The following is a 17,588-nucleotide window of genomic DNA, read 5'->3' on the forward strand; positions in this document are numbered from 1 at the left end:
AGCCCTACTCAACTGTGCGGAGGTGGGACGACGAAATCGAATTCTAACGAATTACCGATTTCTGTCCCACTCTCTCTTTGGACAAAGTCGTCCTTGTAATTACTGTTTACCAGACTGTTCCATATTCCAGAAGTCGGTCACAGCACCACGAGAGGCGGAAGAAACGATATGGGCGTATTTACCGAGAACCCCACGGCTATACAGTGGTGGCAAGGTTGTTTCCGCCTTCCGTTTCGCCAACTCTTCGTCTGAAACGTGCATGGTGATTTCTTTGGTATCTTGGTCTACTGTTACCAGATCCCCTGTGTGGAGGTAGGCGATTGGGCCACCGACCTGAGCTTCAGGCGCAATGTGACCAACAACGAGACCGTAAGTCCCACCAGAGAAACGTCCGTCTGTCAAGAGGGCCACCTTGTCTCCTTGGCCTTTCCCAACGATCATAGATGACAAGGACAGCATTTCCGGCATACCAGGACCACCCTTAGGTCCTACAAAACGAACAACAACAACGTCGCCATCCACGATTTCATCCGAAAGAACCGCTTCAATGGCTGCTTCTTCCGAGTCAAAGACCTTAGCAGGTCCAGTGATGTTACGAACTTTCACACCTGATACTTTGGCAACCGCCCCTTCTGGAGCCAAGTTCCCTTTCAAGATGATCAATGGACCATCTGCACGTTTAGGATTTTCAAGTGGCATGATAACTTTTTGACCTGGTGTCAAATCAGCGAAGGCTTCCAAGTTCTCAGCTACTGTTTTACCAGTACATGTGATGCGATCCCCGTGAAGGAAACCATTCTTAAGAAGGTATTTCATGACGGCTGGCACACCACCGACATTGTAAAGGTCTTGGAAGACGTATTGACCTGATGGTTTTAAGTCAGCCAAGTGAGGCACGCGCTCTTGGAAATCATTGAAGTCTTCAAGGGTCAAGTCCACATTGGCCGCATGAGCGATCGCAAGCAAGTGAAGAGTCGCATTGGTGGATCCACCCAGTGCCATGGTCACTGTAATCGCATCTTCAAAGGCTTCACGAGTCAAGATATCAGATGGCTTCAGTCCCATTTCAAGCATTTTGACAACTGCACGACCTGCTTCTTCGATATCGGCTTTTTTATCAGCTGATTCAGCAGGGTGAGAAGAGGAACCTGGCAAGCTCATACCAAGGACCTCGATCGCTGTCGCCATGGTATTGGCCGTATACATACCACCACAGCCACCAGGGCCAGGGCAGGCATTACATTCTAGTTGCTTTACTTCTTCAGCAGTCATATCACCATGGTTCCATTTCCCGATCCCTTCGAAAACAGAAACCAAGTCGATATCTTTTCCATCGAGATTCCCTGGAGCAATGGTCCCACCATAAGCAAAGATCGCTGGGATATCCATATTGGCAATGGCAATCATGGAACCAGGCATGTTCTTATCACAGCCACCGATGGCTACAAAGGCATCGACGTTGTGACCACCCATAGCAGCTTCGATAGAATCCGCAATGATATCACGTGACGTCAAGGAGAAGCGCATCCCTGGTGTCCCCATAGCGATCCCGTCCGCAACTGTAATGGTGCCAAATTGGACCGGCCAAGCTCCTGCATCTTTCACACCTTCTTTGGCCAGTTTTCCAAAATCGTGGAGGTGGATGTTACAAGGAGTATTTTCCGCCCATGTCGAAATCACTCCGACAATCGGTTTCTCAAAACTTTCATCGGTCATTCCCGTCGCGCGAAGCATGGCACGGTTGGGAGATTTTACCATGCTATCGTAGACACTACTACGATGGCGTTTGTCTAATTCTGTCATGTCATTCCTCTCGTTTCATTTTTTACCATTATAGCATAAAAGAAGGCCCAAAGACAGATCCAAACTTTGAGATCAACCAGGGAGAAGAAACTTTTCCCAAAAATTTCAATTTTTTTGTCAAGTAACTTTACTTTACAAAAAAGTTTTGTTATACTGTTAAAGTTGATGAAAATCAAACCTAATTGAATTTATATCTTAAAAGGAGAATAACGAAATGGCAGTACCTGCACGTCGCACATCAAAAGCGAAGAAAAACAAACGTCGTACGCACTACAAAGTAACAGCTCCATCTGTAAACTTTGACGAAGCAACTGGAGATTACTCACGTTCACACCGTGTATCACTTAAAGGATACTACAAAGGACGTAAGATCGCTAAAGCTGCATCAGCTGAATAATAGAAGGGAGATACCATGCGCGTAAATATTACACTTGAACACAAAGAATCTGGTGAACGCTTGTACCTTACTTCTAAAAACAAACGTAACACTCCAGACCGTCTTCAATTGAAGAAATACTCACCAAAACTTCGCAAACACGTTGTGTTTACAGAGGTGAAATAGGGGTTCACTACACGTCAATAGATGTTAGAAACCTTGATTTTAAGCGATTCTTGAAATTCTAAATTTCACTACATTGCAATATAAATCAACCGAATCACTACCTTTTTCACTACCTTTTTTGAAATAAGAATAATGATTCGGATATATAAAAGAAGAGGAACTTTATTGTGAAGCTCCTCTTTTTGTTATGTGTTCTTTTTCTCACAGATCGTATGACCTGGTTTGACACAGTTGGATTTCAGGTACTTTCAGTTTAGCTTTATATCAACCATCATCAAAATCCAACTATTTTCTTATTTTAAAAAATATGAATAAGTTTGATTGAATGAGGGAATTTCTTTAAATTTTTTCTTAGCACCTATAAGTTAATAATACTATTCTTTAAATTATAGTTTATAATTATCTGATGTTTCAATGACCACAAAACAAAGTACAGCGAATCACTTCCTTTAGTCAAACATATAACTGAACAACATTGTTTATCTTCCTGCACTTTCATATTTTTTCAATCCTTTTCTAAAAATTGTACGACTGATAATAATCAAAAAAACTGTAAAAACTATTTGATAGAAAAATAGGTTCAATGTATCTTTCCCTAAAAATATTAATACTGCAGGATTGGCAATTAATAAATTGGGAACAAATAACATAGTGATCAATCTGTTAATACCTGTAAAAATATTATATGGATACTTAGAAATTCCAATATAATTCAAAAATACATCTACTTTTGAAAATTTAGTTGGGAACCAAAATGAACTAATCGTTATTAGAAACCAAATTGAATAATATATAATACAACCACACATTAAAGAAAGGATATAAAATAATATTTTTAATGAATTTAAATGTACATTTAAATTTCCATAACTTATAAAAATGATCGCAAGACCAAAAAAAGTATTCACGAATTGAACTAAATTAAATGATCTAAAAATATAGAACAACTGAGTATCAAACGGCCTCAATAAAATTTGATCCAAGTTACCACTCAAAATATCTGATTCTAAAATTCCCATACTTCTAATTAACAATCCCATCATAACTCCATCTACAATAGTGTAGGAACCTACCAAAAATAAAATTTGATAATAGTCCCAACCATTAAAAGAGTCTATGTTTAAGAAAATCAATCTAAAAAATACAATAGGTAAACCAATCCACAGTATCGACGAAAATAGACCACAAAAGAAGTCAAAATGAAAATTCATATCAGATTTAAAACCAAAATGAAGTAGCCTAAAAATTACTTTTATTCTAAACATTTTATCCTCCCACATTTGAGAAGTGCTCCACTCCTTTTCTCAATATGAATCTTGATATAATATAAAAAATGATGCACCAAATCAATTGAATACAAATAATTCTCAAATAGTCTATTAATTTATATGTATCATTACTAAACATCTGAAGCGGTTCATATACTAAGTATTTAAAAGGTAATACATCTAAAAACAGACGAAAATTATTTGAAAAAAAACTTAAAGGCAATAATATTCCTGATAAAAACTGAATTACTATTTCTTTAACAGTAAGGACAAAAAATATATTTTCTAACCAAAAAGAAAGCATACCTACACAACATGATATTAAAAACCATAGAACCATAGATAGAATAATTGCAATACTTCCTAAAATAAGAATTTCAATGGTTAATAACTCATTCTTGTAATAAACACTGGAGAATAAAATGACAGGAATGATGATAAATAATAAATGAGCAAGCCTATCTCCAAGCATTTTACAAAAATAATACTTATAAAAAGTAACAGGTTTTATTAATATGCTAAAAAAATTTCCTGAATGAACATCGTCATTGATTTCCCAATCAACTGGATAAAAAACAAAATATGAAAAAATTATAGTCCCCAAATAGTATTGAACCATTGAGGTAAAATCATATCCTGCTATATTTATCTGGTTACTCTGATATATATACGTCCATAAAAATACTGATATCATAATTTGTATACTTGCCTGTAACATTAACAATAGTACACTTGATTTATAGTTCAAAATAGATCGAAATGATATCAGAATAATAGACATTTCTTTTTTCAATTGTGCTCCTTTTTTGTAAAATAGTTTTGTAAAATAATTTCTTCTAAAGAAAGATTTGATATTTCAAAATCTTCTATATCTACAAGCTTATTGATTGATTCTAATGTCTCAAAGACAAAATCTCTAGGTATTTTTAGTATACATTCCGATTTTGTTTGAGAAATGACTACTACTCCTTTAACAGAGCATAACTCTGGTACCAAATCTAATGTCATTTTTATCTTTAAATATTTAAAATCAGAAAATTTAGATAAAATAACATCCATTGACTCCTGCAAAATAATTTTTCCTTTGTCAATGACGATTAATTCGTCACAAACAGACGAAATATCATCCATATCATGACTCGTTAAAATAATAGTAGTATGACATTCTTCATTCATTTTCTTTAAAAATGTTCTGATATCTTTTTTAGACTGTATATCTAACCCTATAGTAGGCTCGTCTAAAAATAATATTTCCGGACTTGTTAAAGATGCCGCGATAAACTCCATTTTCATTTTTTGTCCAAGAGAGAGGGTCCGGACCTGCTGGTAAAGCTGATCTTTTACATTCAACAAATTGCTTAATTCCTGAATTCGTTCTTGTAAAATCGCCGGTTCTACCTCATATAAAGTACCAATCAATTGAAAATAATCCATAGCCGAAACATCTTGAAATAACTGTAATTTATTTCCTACTACTATTGAAATTTTTTTTCTAAAATTTATACTTCTTTTAAATGGAATTTCTCCATTCACTTCTAATTTTCCGGAACTAGGATAAAGAGTCCCAGTCAACATTTTAATCGTTGTGGATTTACCAGCTCCATTACTCCCAATAAAGCCAACTATACTCCCTCTCTTAATCGTAAAACTAATATCTTGAACAGCTCGAATCGTTATTTGATTACGTTTCAAAAATCTCTTGATAAATGGGAGTCTTGAATCAAAATTATAAAAATTTTTAGATAAATTCTGAGCATTAATAACTATTTCACTCATATATCTCTCCTTTCGATAAAATATATTTACTTGTACTTTTTCCATACTTTACCAAAATGCTAAAGATTGAGCTAAAATCTTCGGGATGGGTAAAATAATTTTTGTCTTTAAAAAGTTTCTCAAAACCTTCAAGGCGATTATTGAAATCATTAAATTTTGTATTGTCTAGCTGGTTGAATGTCTCTTTAATATCCATAAACTTTCTCCGTGATTCTTTATTTCACTTTATAAATAGAAGAGTGTCTATATATTTATAGATCCTCAAGAACTTGCATTTTATCAAGTATAAGTAGAATAGTATGTAAGGGTTTACATATTCATATTATATGATTATGTAAGGAATCCGTCAATTTTCCACATTATTATATGACAAAATGTATTTTTTAAAAATGCAAAAATCTATGAGCAAGATGTTTGACTTCCTTTTTTAAAGTATATATACTTATATTAACCTTAGAAAAAAATGTTTGAACAGATATTCAATAATAATTACTTTTTTTAAAATTAAAATTCGAACTTTAAATTTTTATCTTTTTTATATTATTGAGTAACCTAAATTGCCCAATTTGTAAAATTTAGCTAGACAAAAAAAGACATCCAAGAGAAATTTCTTAAATGTCTGTAAACGTTGATATAAGCGTGTTGATTAACGTTTTGATAATTGTGATGCTTTACGAGCTTTCTTAAGACCTGGTTTGGAAAGCATGGGTTTCAGTTGGACTAAAAACAATGTAATACCAAGGATTTTCAGAACGATATCTACTGATTAATTTCATAAAATATGAATAAGTTTAAGCGAAATAGGGAAATTACTTTAAATATTTTATTTACAATTATAATTTATCAATGGTTTTCCTTCAATAATAGTATATAATGGAAGAAAACTGAGTCAACTATCCAGAAAGATACTATTCTGTCTGAAAATAGAATATAGTAGCCAAGTGTAAAGAATATACTATAAGCTTTCCGAAAAATTCGTATTTTCCTGAACGTTTTGAATTTGAAACGATGAACAAACAAAAACAACCGGAAAAGAAACCGTTCCCGACTGGCTTCTTCTCTGGTTGTTTTTCATACTAACGATTTTTCCGACTTAATTGATAAGAGTACACCATAGGGATAACCACAATGGCGAGGATGACCAGCACCAGTACATAAGAAAGCGCGAATTGAAGGCCTGCTTCAAGCAGAAGGATCAAACCTCCGAGGACCCACAACTTCCCTGCCAAGCGATGGGTTTTGTGCCAGTTATCTTCACTCTGTAAGGTCCAAGGCAAACGGATTCCAACCGTGTGATTCACTTTCAACTTAGGCATGTAATTGCCCATGATCACAAAGATGAGCCCTAGCAGAACCGAAACAAAAACTGATGGATTGGTAGTAGATCCTAGCGCCTTGCTATAGATGAGATAGGAGGTACTTAAGGAAACGATTGGGGTCAACCAGTAAATCGCTCTGATCATTTTTTCATTCATAGCGCTATTCTTAGAATCGCGACCGATCATAAAGATCATAAACAAATGCACCATGAGATCGAAAATAGGAAGACCAAACACAACCAGGGGTTTCGATTGGAAGTTATTGGCCTGGCCGGCAAAATTGAAATGAATCGGGATTTGGTTAGGCAATTGTGGCCAAATTATCAACCCCCAAAGCATGGGTAAAAGGATCACCATAGAAGTTAATAGCAATAGTTTTTTATTCGTTTTCATCAGTAGAGTCTCCTTTCAAATCAACGAGCCAGACCATTAAATCCTCCAAGACAGAAGTATTGAGTTCATAGTAGATAAAATTCTTCTCTTTTTCCTCTCGAATTAAATCTGCCTGCTTGAGGAGGCTTAAATGATGGGAAATGGTCGCTCCTGCTACATCAAAGTGGCCAGCGATATCACCAGCAGATAATTTCCCCGCCTTTAGCAGTTCTAAGATACTTCTTCTTATCGGATTCGATAAAGCTTTAAATGTTTGCGCAAAATTCATTCTCTATCTCCTCTAATCTATTTAGAAATCTTTCTAAATAGATTCTAGTACTTTCGGATGGGTTTGTCAACTCTATTTAGAAAAAAATCTAAATAGCTTCTGTTGTAAAAAAATATCAGACCTAAGACCGATTCTTATAAACAGCGTCTTTTCTTAAGTTTTCTTTAAGAAATCAGCCTTATAATAAAACCATCAAATGAAGACCTCCTAACTTTGTTTGATAGAAAATCCTAAACTTTTTCATAATAATCTCCCTATAAGAGTCACCAAAACCGGTGGCTTTTTCTATGGGAGTGAGACAGAACAATTATTTAAAATTGTTCGTTGTCTCACCCCCGCACAGTTGATTAGGTTATCTTTGGAGCTATAAGAGCGAACAAAGATACCAATCAACCACTGCGTTATACAATTATTACTAACCTATTCTTAGTGAGTCAAGTCCAATAGGGGCTTAAACGAGCTTAGGTACGTTGATGCAGTTCGAACGACAGTGAGAACTACGTTCCTTAGAATGGAATAAGTAATTTTACTGTTTGGAATGATGATTAATGCATTTTGTCAGACTTAAGACCTATTTTTTAAACACAACCTTTTCTTAAGATTTCTTTAAGCAAACCGCCTTATAATAAAACCATCAAATAAAGACCTCCTAACTTTGTTTGATAGAAAATCCTAAACTTTTTCATAATAATCTCCCTATAAGAGCCACCAAAACCGGTGGCTTTTTCTATGGGAGTGAGAACTACGTTCCTTACCCTTCATTTGTACAAATACTCCAATTTATACTCGATCTATGTTATAATGAAGAGAATTTTTGTCTGAGGAGGATTTATGAAAAAAACACATTCTACGCTATTCATCCCGGGCATCATTATGCTTGGGATTGTTTTACGAACACCATTTACTACGCTTCCGACGGTCTTGTCTGACATCGCTGCTGGTTTTGGGGTAGATGTGAGCTCTCTGGGACTATTGACTAGCTTACCACTTCTCACGTTTGCCATTTTCTCACCTTTTGCGATTCAATTTGCTAAAAAGTTGGGGATTGAGCGCCTCTTTTTCCTAGTTTTGATCGCGATTACGATCGGATCTGCCATTCGGATTATCAACCTCCCCTTCCTCTATCTGGGAACCATCTTGATTGGAGCTGGCATCGCCTTTCTCAATGTGTTGCTTCCAAGCCTGATTCAGGCGAACAGACCCCGCCAACTAGGCATTCTGACCACTTTGTACATCACTTCTATGGGGATGTCCACAGCGATCGCCTCTTCTGTCGCTGTTCCGATCACCAAAGCCACTTCTTGGCAAGGTTTGGTCAACATCTTGACAGCCTTATGTGCTCTTGCTTTGGTCATCTGGATTCCTAACCTTCGCTACAACCACCATCTAAAAAAGACGGCTACTACAGAATCTAGTAGCAAGTGGTATACCAATAAGTATGTCTGGGCTATCATGATTTTTGGAGGCTTGCAGTCACTGCTTTTCTACACAAGTATGACCTGGCTTCCGACCATGGCTGTTCAAGCTGGCCTTTCAAAGGTTGAATCTGGACTACTGGCTTCAGTATTTACCTTGATCAGTCTCCCATTCTCCTTGACGATCCCAAGTTTAACGACACGATTATCCGATCGCAATCGACGCTTGATGCTGACGATTGTTGTCGGAGCAGGGATTCTGGGGGTAGCCATGCTCTTAATCCCGACCAGCAACTTCTTCTACTGGTTGGTATTAAATGCCCTGATTGGAAGTTCCGTTAGTTCGCTTTTCCCTTACCTCATGGTCGCTTTCTCTATGAAATCCAGCACACCTGAAAAAACAGCTCAACTTTCCGGTCTTGCCCAAACAGGAGGCTACGTCTTTGCAGCCTTTGGTCCCATCCTCTTCGGCTACAGCAAATCTCTCTTCCACTCTTGGACACCTGCCATTCTTATGCTCCTGGTCTTAACCATTATCATGGCGATTGCCCTTTATCAGGTGGAAAAAGTCGATCATATTTTATAATCATCGTCTGGCTGGAAGATTCGTCTTCCGGCCTTTTTTGTGCATACAAAAAAAGAACTAGGCACTTGTCCTAGTTCAAAGTTTTATTATCCGTTAAATGAGATATGTACGTGGTCGTTGTGGTTTGCTGTATCTCCACCACGGTCCGGCATTTGGTTCCATGTATTAGCTGGTCCGTAAATGTTATTTACTGGCATGTAGAATTGTTGTTTCCAGATAATATATGAGATACCTGCACGGTCCATGTTATCAATCGCATACTGTGCAACTTGATCTCCAAGCTCTGAATTTGTTGGAACCATCACGTCTACTGCAAGTCCTTTACCATGGTCTTCTGGATCCCCTTCACGGTAACCACCGATGTTTGTGATACCGAATTTCGCTGCAATTTCTTGACGGAAAGCTTCCGCTTGAGGTTGAAGATTTGGATCAGTTGGAATAGTATTTCCGCTTGTTGGAGTTGATGCTACTGGTTGCACTTCAGGTGCTGCAGCAGTTTCTACTGCTGGTTGTGCTGCTGGAGCTTCAGGAGCAGAAGCTGGTGTTTCTGCAGGAGCTTCGGTTGCTGGAGCAGATTGAGGAGCAGCTGGCGCTACTTCTTGATTTTGAACTTCAACATTGACAGCTGGAGCACCGTAGTTTGGTGTTTCTGGAACAGCTGGTTGTGCTGGTGTTTCTGCTGCTGGTACTTCAACTACAGGAGCTTCCGCTGGGGCTTCTTGAGTTTCAGCTGCTGGAGCAACTGGAACAGCTTTGTTATCTTCGTTTACTGGTTTAGACAAATCGTTGACAGCGACTGTTTGGTCATCAACTGTCACTTGGTTTGTTGTCAAGTCAGCACTTGCAACGGTTGCATCTGTCGCACCTGCTTGAGGAGTTTGGATTTCAACTGAAGTTACTTCTTTTTGATCATTTACTGTTGTTTTCAAAACAGTACCTGGGTAGATCAAATCCATGTTGCTGATGTTGTTTAAGTTTGCCAACACATGTACATCGATTCCAAGCGCTTCTGCGATCGAACTCAATGTATCACCATATTTGATGGTATAAGTTTGTTGGTTTTCACCGCTTTGTTGGATATCATGTTTGATTTCATCTACTGAGCGAGCTACCCAATCTTCAAGTGTTTCTGCAGTGGCTTTTGTAAATGGAATCACTGCAAGAGCTACTGTTGAAGCGATCAAGGCTTTCGTATTAACTTTTAATTTCATCTTTTATCCTCTTTTTTCTTTGTTTTTTGTTCAAGATTTTCTTGAACAAATGAACTACTATACTATCTTATCACAATTTAAAAATAATAAAAGGCCTTTTTGGCTATTTAACAAAACTGTATTTTTCTTGTAACATTTCGTCTTTCTTGTCACATTGTTATAAACTAGTAACATAAAAAGAGGGTGGTGGAAGAAGAGGGCGAGGGCGTAAAAAAGCCTCATCAAGGAGCGGTTCCTCGATGAGGTTCTTGTCTTTTTTAAGTAATTGAGGCCGGCTGAAAAGCTGGGTGAAAAACGCAAACTGTAATAGTACTAACTTCAAAGGCACAGTAGCTGATTGGATTTTTCTCTCGCTTTAAGAGCTCGGAAAAATCCTAATCAGCCTTGTGGGGGCAGGACAACGAAGCATTCTATACAACAGTGCTTCTGTCCTGCTCCCTATTTTCACTTTGCATTTTACGGGCTTTGTATCTTATTTTACCTTCATGATTCTGACGAGGTTGGCGCGTTCGGCTTCTTCGAGTTTCATTTCGATATAATAGATAGTCTCTTTGAGGTCTGGGATGGTCGCATACTCGAGTCCGTTCACTCGACGGCGGGTTTTCTCGATTTCATCTGCCATGAGTTGGCAGCTTTTTTCGATTTCCGCTAACTTGAGCAAATCTGGGAGTAGATCCCCCATTTCTTGGATGGTGCTGTCCATTTGACTGTTGGAGGCGAGGTAGCTATAAACCACGTCCCCTTCATCATCTCCGTATGGATTATCGATACGGGCATGGAGCTTGGGCACGCGCACACTCATGACATTTTCTTCCTCGATATGGAGCATCACTTCTCGAGTCGGTACAGCGAAGATTTCTTCTACCATAAGGTCACTCTCTAAGGACTTGGCCATCACGAAATCTTGCATATTGCCCACCAGCGCTGCCTCCACCTTTTGGCGCAGACGATTATTCTCTCGCACAGCTTCAATAAAACGGCGCATAAGTTCATCCCGCTTATCCTTGAGCAACTTGTGCCCCCGGGTTGCTGTCTTGAGGCGCTCTTTGAGAATATTAAGCTCCATCCGAGTTGGTTTTACATTTAATCGTGCCATAGGCTAATCCTCTTTGTTTGGCAGATACTTGTCAATCATCTCATCCTTGATCCGTTTAAGCTCTGTTCTTGGAAGGATGGATAAGAGTTCCCAACCGAGATCCAAACTTTCCTCAATCGTCCGATTGGTTGTGAAGCCTTGGTTGATGTATTCCTGCTCAAAGCGGTCCGTAAATTTAACATAGAGCTTGTCGGTATCTGACAAGGCAGACTCCCCAAGCACTACAGCCAGTTCTTTGGCTTGTTTTCCTTGGGCATAGGCCGCAAAGAGCTGGTTCATGGTCGCCGCATGGTCTTCCCGAGTCTTGCCTTCACCAGAACCCTTGTCCTTCAAACGAGAAAGGGATGGAAGAACATTGATCGGTGGACGGTAACCACTATTGTAGAGATCACGGGACAGAATAATCTGGCCTTCTGTGATGTAGCCTGTCAAGTCAGGGATGGGGTGGGTGATGTCATCTTCTGGCATGGAGAGGATCGGAATTTGGGTCACAGATCCTTTCTTTCCAACCAAGCGTCCTGCACGTTCGTAGAGGGTTGAGAGGTTAGTATAAAGGTAACCTGGATAGCCCCGACGACCTGGAACTTCCCGGCGGGCAGCAGATACTTCCCGAAGGGCTTCACAGTAGTTGGTCATATCCGTCATGATAACCAAGACGTGCATATCTTTTTCATAGGCTAAATATTCGGCAGCTGTCAAGGCGATCCGAGGAGTCGCAATCCGCTCAATAGCTGGGTCATTGGCTAGGTTGATAAAGAGAACAGAGCGGTCAATGGCCCCAGTTTCCCGAAGGTCGTTCATAAAGAACTCGGCTTCTTCAAAGGTGATTCCCATAGCCGCAAAGACCACGGCGAAGTTTTCTTCAGAATTAAGAACCGTCGCTTGACGAGCAATCTGAGCCGCCAACTCCTTGTGAGGAAGACCAGAACCTGAGAATACTGGGAGTTTTTGGCCCCGAACCAAGGTATTCAAATGGTCAATGGCTGAGATTCCTGTCTGGATAAATTCATCCGGATAGTCCCGCGAAACAGGGTTAATAGCTTGTCCATCAATGTCCAAGTATTTCTCTGGGATAATCTCCGGACCGCCATCGATGGGTTTCCCCATCCCGTTAAAGATGCGTCCGACCATGTCTTCAGACACAGGAAGTTCTAGGGGACGTCCGGTAAAGCGGACCTTGGCTTTTTCCAAATTGATCCCACTAGATCCTTCAAAGAGCTGGACCATGGCCTTGTCTTCTTGGACTTCGAGGACTTGTCCCTGACGGGTCGTTCCATCATGAAGCTTGATTTCTACCAGTTCATTGTAGTGAACCCCTTCGACCTGATCGACAATCATCAAGGGGCCAACAACTTCGCTAACAGTACGGTATTCTTTAATCACGCTCATTGTCTACTCCTCCTTTTGCGACGATTTGGTGTAGGGTTTCTACAATTTCTTCTTTCAGGTCTTGAATGGTTGCCAACTGATCCTCATGGATGAACTTGCTACGGGCAATACGGTCCCGAAGAGTTACAGTTCCTTCCATGATTTCTGTGAAGTAAGCCCCTAATTCCAGTGCTTTTTGACTTTCTTGGTCAAAGGTTAAAATGTTTGTCAACAAGGCCACCTGCTTGCTGAAAGAGGTATAGGTATCGACCTCATCAAAGGCATTTTGTTGCAGGTAGTCTTCGCGGATCATCTTGGCCGCATTCATGGTCAAGCGGTCTTTTTCAGACAAGGAATCTAGACCAACCAAGCGGACGATTTCTTGCAATTCACTTTCCTTTTGAAGCAAGTTCATAGCGCGGGTCACTTTTTCAGACCAGCTGATTTGTTCATGTAAATCGATATAGCGACCAACTTCATCTTGGTAAAGCGAATAAGAACTCAACCAGTTGATTGCTGGGAAATGGCGGCGTTGCGCCAATTGAGCATCTAAGCCCCAGAAAACCTTGACGATCCGCAGGGTGTTTTGCGTCACGGGCTCTGAAATATCTCCACCCGGAGGGGAAACGGCACCGATAGCGGTAATCGAACCTTCACGCGCAGTGGTTCCAAGTGTCTTGACTCGACCGGCCCGCTCGTAGTATTCGGCAATTCGGCTACCAAGATAGGCTGGGTAGCCTTCATCCCCTGGCATTTCTTCTAGACGACCAGACATTTCACGGAGAGCTTCTGCCCAGCGCGATGTCGAATCAGCCATGATGGCAACGGAATAGCCCATATCACGGAAGTATTCGGCAATGGTAATCCCTGTGTAGATGGAAGCTTCACGCGCCGCTACTGGCATGTTCGAAGTGTTGGCGATCAGAACGGTCCGTTGCATGATGGATTGACCAGTCGTTGGATCGATCAATTCTGGAAATTCATTCAGAACGTCCGTCATTTCATTTCCACGTTCCCCACAACCCACGTAAATTACGATGTCTACATTGGCAAACTTAGCCACCTGGTGTTGCACAACTGTTTTCCCAGCTCCGAAAGGACCAGGAACAGCTGCAGCTCCACCTTTTGTCACAGGGAAGAAGGTATCGATGACCCGTTGACCGGTAACCAAAGGCTCTACTGGAATGAGTTTTTGTGCAAAGGGACGGCCTCGACGAACCGGCCATTTTTGCATCAGGGTCCCAGTAAAGAGGCTACCATCTGCCTGCTCGATCTCATAGACCGGCTCTTCCACTGTGTAAGAACCTGCTGCGATCTTGATCACACGTCCACTGACACCAAAGGGTACCATGATGCGGTGTTCCACCATATTGGTCTCTTGAACGGTACCGACGATGTCTCCTGCAACTACCTCTGTCCCTTCAGTCACGCTTGGTTCGAAGGCCCATTTGGTGTCCCGATCTAGATTCGGAACTTGCACCCCACGAACCAAAAAGTCACTGGCAGTAACTTCTTGGAAACGTTCCAAGGGGCGTTGGATCCCGTCAAACATCTGAGAGATCAAACCTGGCCCCAATTCAACAGAAAGGGGAGCTCCGGTTGTGACCACTGGTTCTCCTGGACCGACTCCAGACGTTTCTTCATATACTTGGATAGAAGCTTCGTCACGCCGCATCTCAATAATTTCACCAATCAAACCAAGATCGCCGACCCGGCAAATATCTTGAATATTGGCCTCCTGCATCCCTGATGCGACCACCAAGGGACCGGAAACTTTGATAATTTTTCCTTGAGTCATGTATTCCTCCTGGGAATCCTTTGTTTCTTTATTTTACTTTTGCGCTATCTCTCTTAGAGCTTGCTTTTGTTGGCCATTGGCTTCGAAGTTGCTTGGATCCAACCAAGCTTCGAAGCGCTGTTTGATAGCTGGCCATTCTTGGTCAATGATAGACAACCAGTCTGTATCACGGGTACGACCTTTATAAACAACAGCCTGACGGAAACAGCCTTCATAGGTGAACTCTAAGCGCTCAGCTGCTTTGCGAGATGCTTGGTTTAAGGCATCGCATTTCCACTCATAGCGGCGGTATCCTAAATCTTCAAACACGTAGCGCGCTAAGAGATACTGGGCTTCTGTAGCCATGCGTGTCTTTTGGAGCGCTGGTGAGTAGGTCACTGCTCCGACTTCGATCACCCGATTGGCTTGATCGATCCGCATGAGAGAGAAAGTCCCCAAAGCCTTGCCTGAATCTTTGTCTACAATCGCATAGTAAAAGCGACCTTGGGCTGTCATGAGATCATCTAATAGGTGGTCCCACTCCTCTTCATTGCGGGCAGGGCCTTTGAATAGAAAGGTCCACATCGCTGCTGGAGAGTCCGGCCCGTAGACCTGATAAAGATATGCTCCATGTTTTTCTTTTGAGAGGCGCTCGATCACGGTATAGCGACCTTCAATCCGCTCAATAGCTGGCAGACGCCCCGGAGTAAAATCCGGCAGTGCATCGCCAATCGTTTGGCCAAATTCATTTGTTCTCATAAAATATCCTGTCCTACTGCTTTTTCGACATTATCACGAATCCGCTGTTGGCCCAGTCCCGTAGTCCCTCTATGGGTCGGGATAAGAATCAGAGCCGGTGTCAGCTGCTGGTCGTAAAACGCCACTGTATCTGGAATAGCCTGAGCAATATCCTCTGTCAGGTAGATAATCCCGAAGTTTTCCCGACTGAGTTTTCGCAGGGTATTGATCGCTTCTTGTGGCTCTGTGACCGGATAGGTTTGAAAGCCAATCAGGCGAAAAGGAAGGATGGCGTCCCGATTGCCCACAACGGCGATTTTATAGGTCTGTTTGTCCATAAATCGGTCTCATCCTTTCTTTGATGTCTGCTAGCGGAAAACCATTGTCCAAACCAGAGAGGACCAAACGAAGGTTGGTCACCTCTAACTCTTTTCCGTAAAGATAACGAACAAGAGGGAGTGGTCCATCAACTTCAAAACGGCCAGCGTCTAGAAGACTGAATTTCACCAAACTCTCTAAATACTCCAACTCTACGGTCTTTAGTTGACCGGTGCGCATCTTTTCTTCATAAGTCTCTAAAGCGAGATCGTACTCTAGCGGATTGACTTGATAAAACCAGGTCAACCACTGACCGGATTCTAGCAGGTCGATCACCTGATGGGCACTGAGGCTCCCTTCATCTGAGAGCAATTGGTGCATAAAGCTATGCGGTTTTTGCTGATCCAAGGCCCGCTTAACTGTAATCGCATTGTAAAAGTCAATGGTCACGTCCACCAACTGCTTCAGAATCGGATGATCTAGGCTGTCCCCTAAGTATCTCAGGTGTTTAAAATAAGCTAAGTCCATCCCGATTTCGAGGACCCGCAAGTCCTGATAATCTTGGAATTCTTGCCAGGTTGCAGCCACTTCTTCCGCCATAAAGGCCGGACAATGCTCCGCAGAAAAGGTCGCCACCAAATGCTCGAGCACATCGAGAGAATAAGGACCGATAGGGATCAATAAGTGCCCCAACTTGCGCTCTGTCGCCTTATTTTTCAGATAAACCTTGAGATTATGATAGGTGTACTTCAAGGTGAAGAGGCTAACCAGGTCTGACTGAGGGGCCACTTCAAAAGCCCATTGGTATTCTGCCAACAAAGCTGCCATCAGGCGGGCTTCAAGGGCTGATAAATCCTTGATCTCGTGGCTGTCTAAAGCATAAGGTGTCCCTTGTAGCAAACCTTCTCGACTCTCGCTTGAGGGACTTGCAAGCAACTGCTCGAACTGACTGGGACTGACAAAACTAGCCTCACGTACGCTGATTCCTGTATTGACTTGAGAATAGGTCCGTTCGCTCATTGCAACCTCCTAGTTCTCTTCATCTGTGAAAATGCTGGCTGCCATCTGGTAGCTTTCTTGCTCCCAAATGGAATCCACCAAATCACGGTAGAGATAGTTGTCATCAATCTTCCCAACCGACAAGACAAAGCCTGCTTGAGCTGGGACCGTCACATCTGCAACTGTCACATTCTGATGCGTCTGCTTCAATCTCTCGAGAGCTGCTGAATCAAATTTAGCAGCGCTCACCGCCCCAAAGGTCAGGGTCACAACTTGTCCCTGATAGCGATCTAAGACCGTATCTACAAACTGCATTTCCTTTTCAAGGGGCCAAGCCACCATCGCTTCATAAGCATCCGCAAAGAGATCCTTTAAGACTCGTTGCTTGGTGACAAGGGTTGATTGGCGTTTTTTATTTTCGATTTGTTGGGTTTCACGTTGCAATTGACGTTGAATCCGCTTGAGCTGCTCGGAGCGTTGATTGAGTTTGTCTTGGATCAAACGCTCTTCTTGTGCAGTCTCTTCTTTTAGGATGGTTTCCTTGGCCTCTTCTAAGAGTTTACGCCCCTTTTCGTGGGCTTGGGCCAAGATCGAATCCTTTAATTGGGTTTGTTCATCCATATCGTTTTTTCTCCTATTGCATGCGTCTTGTGTTTTTCGCCTCGTAAGGCAAATTCATCAAAGCTAGCTC

At 41.3% G+C, this 17,588-nt stretch carries 18 protein-coding genes; 3 read left to right on the plus strand and 15 right to left on the minus strand.

The window, feature by feature from the left end; genetic code table 11:
- Positions 1 to 99: 99 nt before the first annotated feature.
- Positions 100 to 1,803, minus strand: coding sequence for a dihydroxy-acid dehydratase (gene ilvD / locus NFR56_RS07390; RefSeq protein ID WP_004219590.1), 1,704 nt, complete (start codon positions 1,801 to 1,803; stop codon positions 100 to 102).
- Between the two features lie 214 nt (positions 1,804 to 2,017).
- Between ilvD and rpmF the strand changes: the two genes are divergently transcribed.
- Positions 2,018 to 2,200 (plus strand): 50S ribosomal protein L32, encoded by a 183-nt coding sequence (gene rpmF, locus NFR56_RS07395; protein ID WP_003009516.1) that lies wholly within the window; start codon positions 2,018 to 2,020, stop codon positions 2,198 to 2,200.
- 15 nt (positions 2,201 to 2,215) lie between these two features.
- Positions 2,216 to 2,365, plus strand: a complete 150-nt coding sequence (gene rpmG, locus NFR56_RS07400) for a 50S ribosomal protein L33 (RefSeq protein WP_001265622.1) — start codon at positions 2,216 to 2,218, stop codon at positions 2,363 to 2,365.
- 479 nt (positions 2,366 to 2,844) lie between these two features.
- Here the strand turns inward: rpmG and NFR56_RS07405 are convergent, their stop codons facing one another.
- The 6 genes from NFR56_RS07405 to NFR56_RS07430 form a co-directional block, all read right to left on the minus strand.
- Positions 2,845 to 3,630: an ABC transporter permease gene (locus NFR56_RS07405; RefSeq protein WP_003013947.1), complete on the minus strand. Its 786-nt coding sequence runs from the start codon at positions 3,628 to 3,630 to the stop codon at positions 2,845 to 2,847.
- A 1-nt stretch (position 3,631) separates the two neighbouring features.
- On the minus strand, positions 3,632 to 4,426 hold the full coding sequence (locus NFR56_RS07410) for an ABC transporter permease (protein WP_003013825.1): 795 nt from the start codon (positions 4,424 to 4,426) through the stop codon (positions 3,632 to 3,634).
- Positions 4,423 to 5,409: an ABC transporter ATP-binding protein gene (locus NFR56_RS07415; protein ID WP_003010129.1), complete on the minus strand. Its 987-nt coding sequence runs from the start codon at positions 5,407 to 5,409 to the stop codon at positions 4,423 to 4,425. The genes NFR56_RS07410 and NFR56_RS07415 overlap by 4 nt, the downstream gene beginning before the upstream one ends.
- Entirely contained in the window at positions 5,402 to 5,605 is a 204-nt protein-coding gene (locus NFR56_RS07420) for a hypothetical protein (protein WP_049472641.1), read from the minus strand. Before NFR56_RS07420 ends, NFR56_RS07415 begins: the two co-directional genes overlap by 8 nt.
- Positions 5,606 to 6,485: 880 nt before the next feature.
- Entirely contained in the window at positions 6,486 to 7,121 is a 636-nt protein-coding gene (locus NFR56_RS07425) for an SdpI family protein (RefSeq protein ID WP_251458445.1), read from the minus strand.
- Complete coding sequence (locus tag NFR56_RS07430) at positions 7,108 to 7,389, minus strand: autorepressor SdpR family transcription factor (RefSeq protein ID WP_003009465.1); 282 nt, start codon at positions 7,387 to 7,389, stop codon at positions 7,108 to 7,110. The genes NFR56_RS07425 and NFR56_RS07430 overlap by 14 nt, the downstream gene beginning before the upstream one ends.
- A gap of 831 nt (positions 7,390 to 8,220) precedes the next feature.
- On the opposite strand from NFR56_RS07430, the gene NFR56_RS07435 reads away from it, so the two are divergent.
- Positions 8,221 to 9,390 (plus strand): CynX/NimT family MFS transporter, encoded by a 1,170-nt coding sequence (locus tag NFR56_RS07435; protein WP_251458447.1) that lies wholly within the window; start codon positions 8,221 to 8,223, stop codon positions 9,388 to 9,390.
- An 86-nt stretch (positions 9,391 to 9,476) separates the two neighbouring features.
- Here the strand turns inward: NFR56_RS07435 and NFR56_RS07440 are convergent, their stop codons facing one another.
- From NFR56_RS07440 to NFR56_RS07475, 8 genes are all read right to left on the minus strand, one after another.
- The gene (locus NFR56_RS07440; protein WP_118228636.1) at positions 9,477 to 10,601 is read right to left on the minus strand and encodes a LysM peptidoglycan-binding domain-containing protein; all 1,125 of its coding nucleotides are present in this window, start codon (positions 10,599 to 10,601) and stop codon (positions 9,477 to 9,479) included.
- Between the two features lie 472 nt (positions 10,602 to 11,073).
- The gene (locus tag NFR56_RS07445; protein ID WP_003002380.1) at positions 11,074 to 11,697 is read right to left on the minus strand and encodes a V-type ATP synthase subunit D; all 624 of its coding nucleotides are present in this window, start codon (positions 11,695 to 11,697) and stop codon (positions 11,074 to 11,076) included.
- Between the two features lie 3 nt (positions 11,698 to 11,700).
- Positions 11,701 to 13,086 carry a V-type ATP synthase subunit B gene (locus NFR56_RS07450; protein WP_003002370.1) on the minus strand — a complete coding sequence of 462 codons (1,386 nt, stop codon included), beginning with the start codon at positions 13,084 to 13,086 and terminating at the stop codon, positions 11,701 to 11,703.
- Complete coding sequence (locus NFR56_RS07455; RefSeq protein ID WP_251458459.1) at positions 13,073 to 14,863, minus strand: V-type ATP synthase subunit A; 1,791 nt, start codon at positions 14,861 to 14,863, stop codon at positions 13,073 to 13,075. Before NFR56_RS07455 ends, NFR56_RS07450 begins: the two co-directional genes overlap by 14 nt.
- Positions 14,864 to 14,896: 33 nt before the next feature.
- On the minus strand, positions 14,897 to 15,601 hold the full coding sequence (locus NFR56_RS07460; RefSeq protein ID WP_251458462.1) for a GNAT family N-acetyltransferase: 705 nt from the start codon (positions 15,599 to 15,601) through the stop codon (positions 14,897 to 14,899).
- A complete protein-coding gene (locus NFR56_RS07465) occupies positions 15,598 to 15,918 on the minus strand; it encodes a V-type ATP synthase subunit F (protein ID WP_003009443.1) in 321 nt (106 codons plus the stop codon). The genes NFR56_RS07460 and NFR56_RS07465 overlap by 4 nt, the downstream gene beginning before the upstream one ends.
- Positions 15,899 to 16,918, minus strand: a complete 1,020-nt coding sequence (locus NFR56_RS07470) for a V-type ATPase subunit (protein ID WP_251458479.1) — start codon at positions 16,916 to 16,918, stop codon at positions 15,899 to 15,901. The genes NFR56_RS07465 and NFR56_RS07470 overlap by 20 nt, the downstream gene beginning before the upstream one ends.
- A gap of 9 nt (positions 16,919 to 16,927) precedes the next feature.
- On the minus strand, positions 16,928 to 17,518 hold the full coding sequence (locus NFR56_RS07475) for a V-type ATP synthase subunit E family protein (RefSeq protein ID WP_251458482.1): 591 nt from the start codon (positions 17,516 to 17,518) through the stop codon (positions 16,928 to 16,930).
- Positions 17,519 to 17,588 lie beyond the last annotated feature (70 nt).

The organism is Streptococcus caecimuris, assembly GCF_943193075.1.
GTDB classification, from domain to species: domain Bacteria; phylum Bacillota; class Bacilli; order Lactobacillales; family Streptococcaceae; genus Streptococcus; species Streptococcus caecimuris.

Excerpts from the sequence above, each read along its gene's own strand:
- NFR56_RS07425 (WP_251458445.1), bottom strand. The coding sequence starts at position 7,121 with ATGAAAACGAATAAAAAACTATTGCTATTAACTTCTATGGTGATCCTT.
- NFR56_RS07435 (WP_251458447.1), top strand. The coding sequence starts at position 8,221 with ATGAAAAAAACACATTCTACGCTATTCATCCCGGGCATCATTATGCTT.
- NFR56_RS07445 (WP_003002380.1), bottom strand. The coding sequence starts at position 11,697 with ATGGCACGATTAAATGTAAAACCAACTCGGATGGAGCTTAATATTCTC.
- NFR56_RS07455 (WP_251458459.1), bottom strand. The coding sequence starts at position 14,863 with ATGACTCAAGGAAAAATTATCAAAGTTTCCGGTCCCTTGGTGGTCGCA.
- NFR56_RS07460 (WP_251458462.1), bottom strand. The coding sequence starts at position 15,601 with ATGAGAACAAATGAATTTGGCCAAACGATTGGCGATGCACTGCCGGAT.
- NFR56_RS07440 (WP_118228636.1), bottom strand. The coding sequence starts at position 10,601 with ATGAAATTAAAAGTTAATACGAAAGCCTTGATCGCTTCAACAGTAGCT.
- NFR56_RS07450 (WP_003002370.1), bottom strand. The coding sequence starts at position 13,086 with ATGAGCGTGATTAAAGAATACCGTACTGTTAGCGAAGTTGTTGGCCCC.
- NFR56_RS07420 (WP_049472641.1), bottom strand. The coding sequence starts at position 5,605 with ATGGATATTAAAGAGACATTCAACCAGCTAGACAATACAAAATTTAAT.
- rpmF (WP_003009516.1), top strand. The coding sequence starts at position 2,018 with ATGGCAGTACCTGCACGTCGCACATCAAAAGCGAAGAAAAACAAACGT.
- NFR56_RS07470 (WP_251458479.1), bottom strand. The coding sequence starts at position 16,918 with ATGAGCGAACGGACCTATTCTCAAGTCAATACAGGAATCAGCGTACGT.
- NFR56_RS07415 (WP_003010129.1), bottom strand. The coding sequence starts at position 5,409 with ATGAGTGAAATAGTTATTAATGCTCAGAATTTATCTAAAAATTTTTAT.
- NFR56_RS07405 (WP_003013947.1), bottom strand. The coding sequence starts at position 3,630 with ATGTTTAGAATAAAAGTAATTTTTAGGCTACTTCATTTTGGTTTTAAA.
- ilvD (WP_004219590.1), bottom strand. The coding sequence starts at position 1,803 with ATGACAGAATTAGACAAACGCCATCGTAGTAGTGTCTACGATAGCATG.
- NFR56_RS07430 (WP_003009465.1), bottom strand. The coding sequence starts at position 7,389 with ATGAATTTTGCGCAAACATTTAAAGCTTTATCGAATCCGATAAGAAGA.
- NFR56_RS07475 (WP_251458482.1), bottom strand. The coding sequence starts at position 17,518 with ATGGATGAACAAACCCAATTAAAGGATTCGATCTTGGCCCAAGCCCAC.
- rpmG (WP_001265622.1), top strand. The coding sequence starts at position 2,216 with ATGCGCGTAAATATTACACTTGAACACAAAGAATCTGGTGAACGCTTG.
- NFR56_RS07465 (WP_003009443.1), bottom strand. The coding sequence starts at position 15,918 with ATGGACAAACAGACCTATAAAATCGCCGTTGTGGGCAATCGGGACGCC.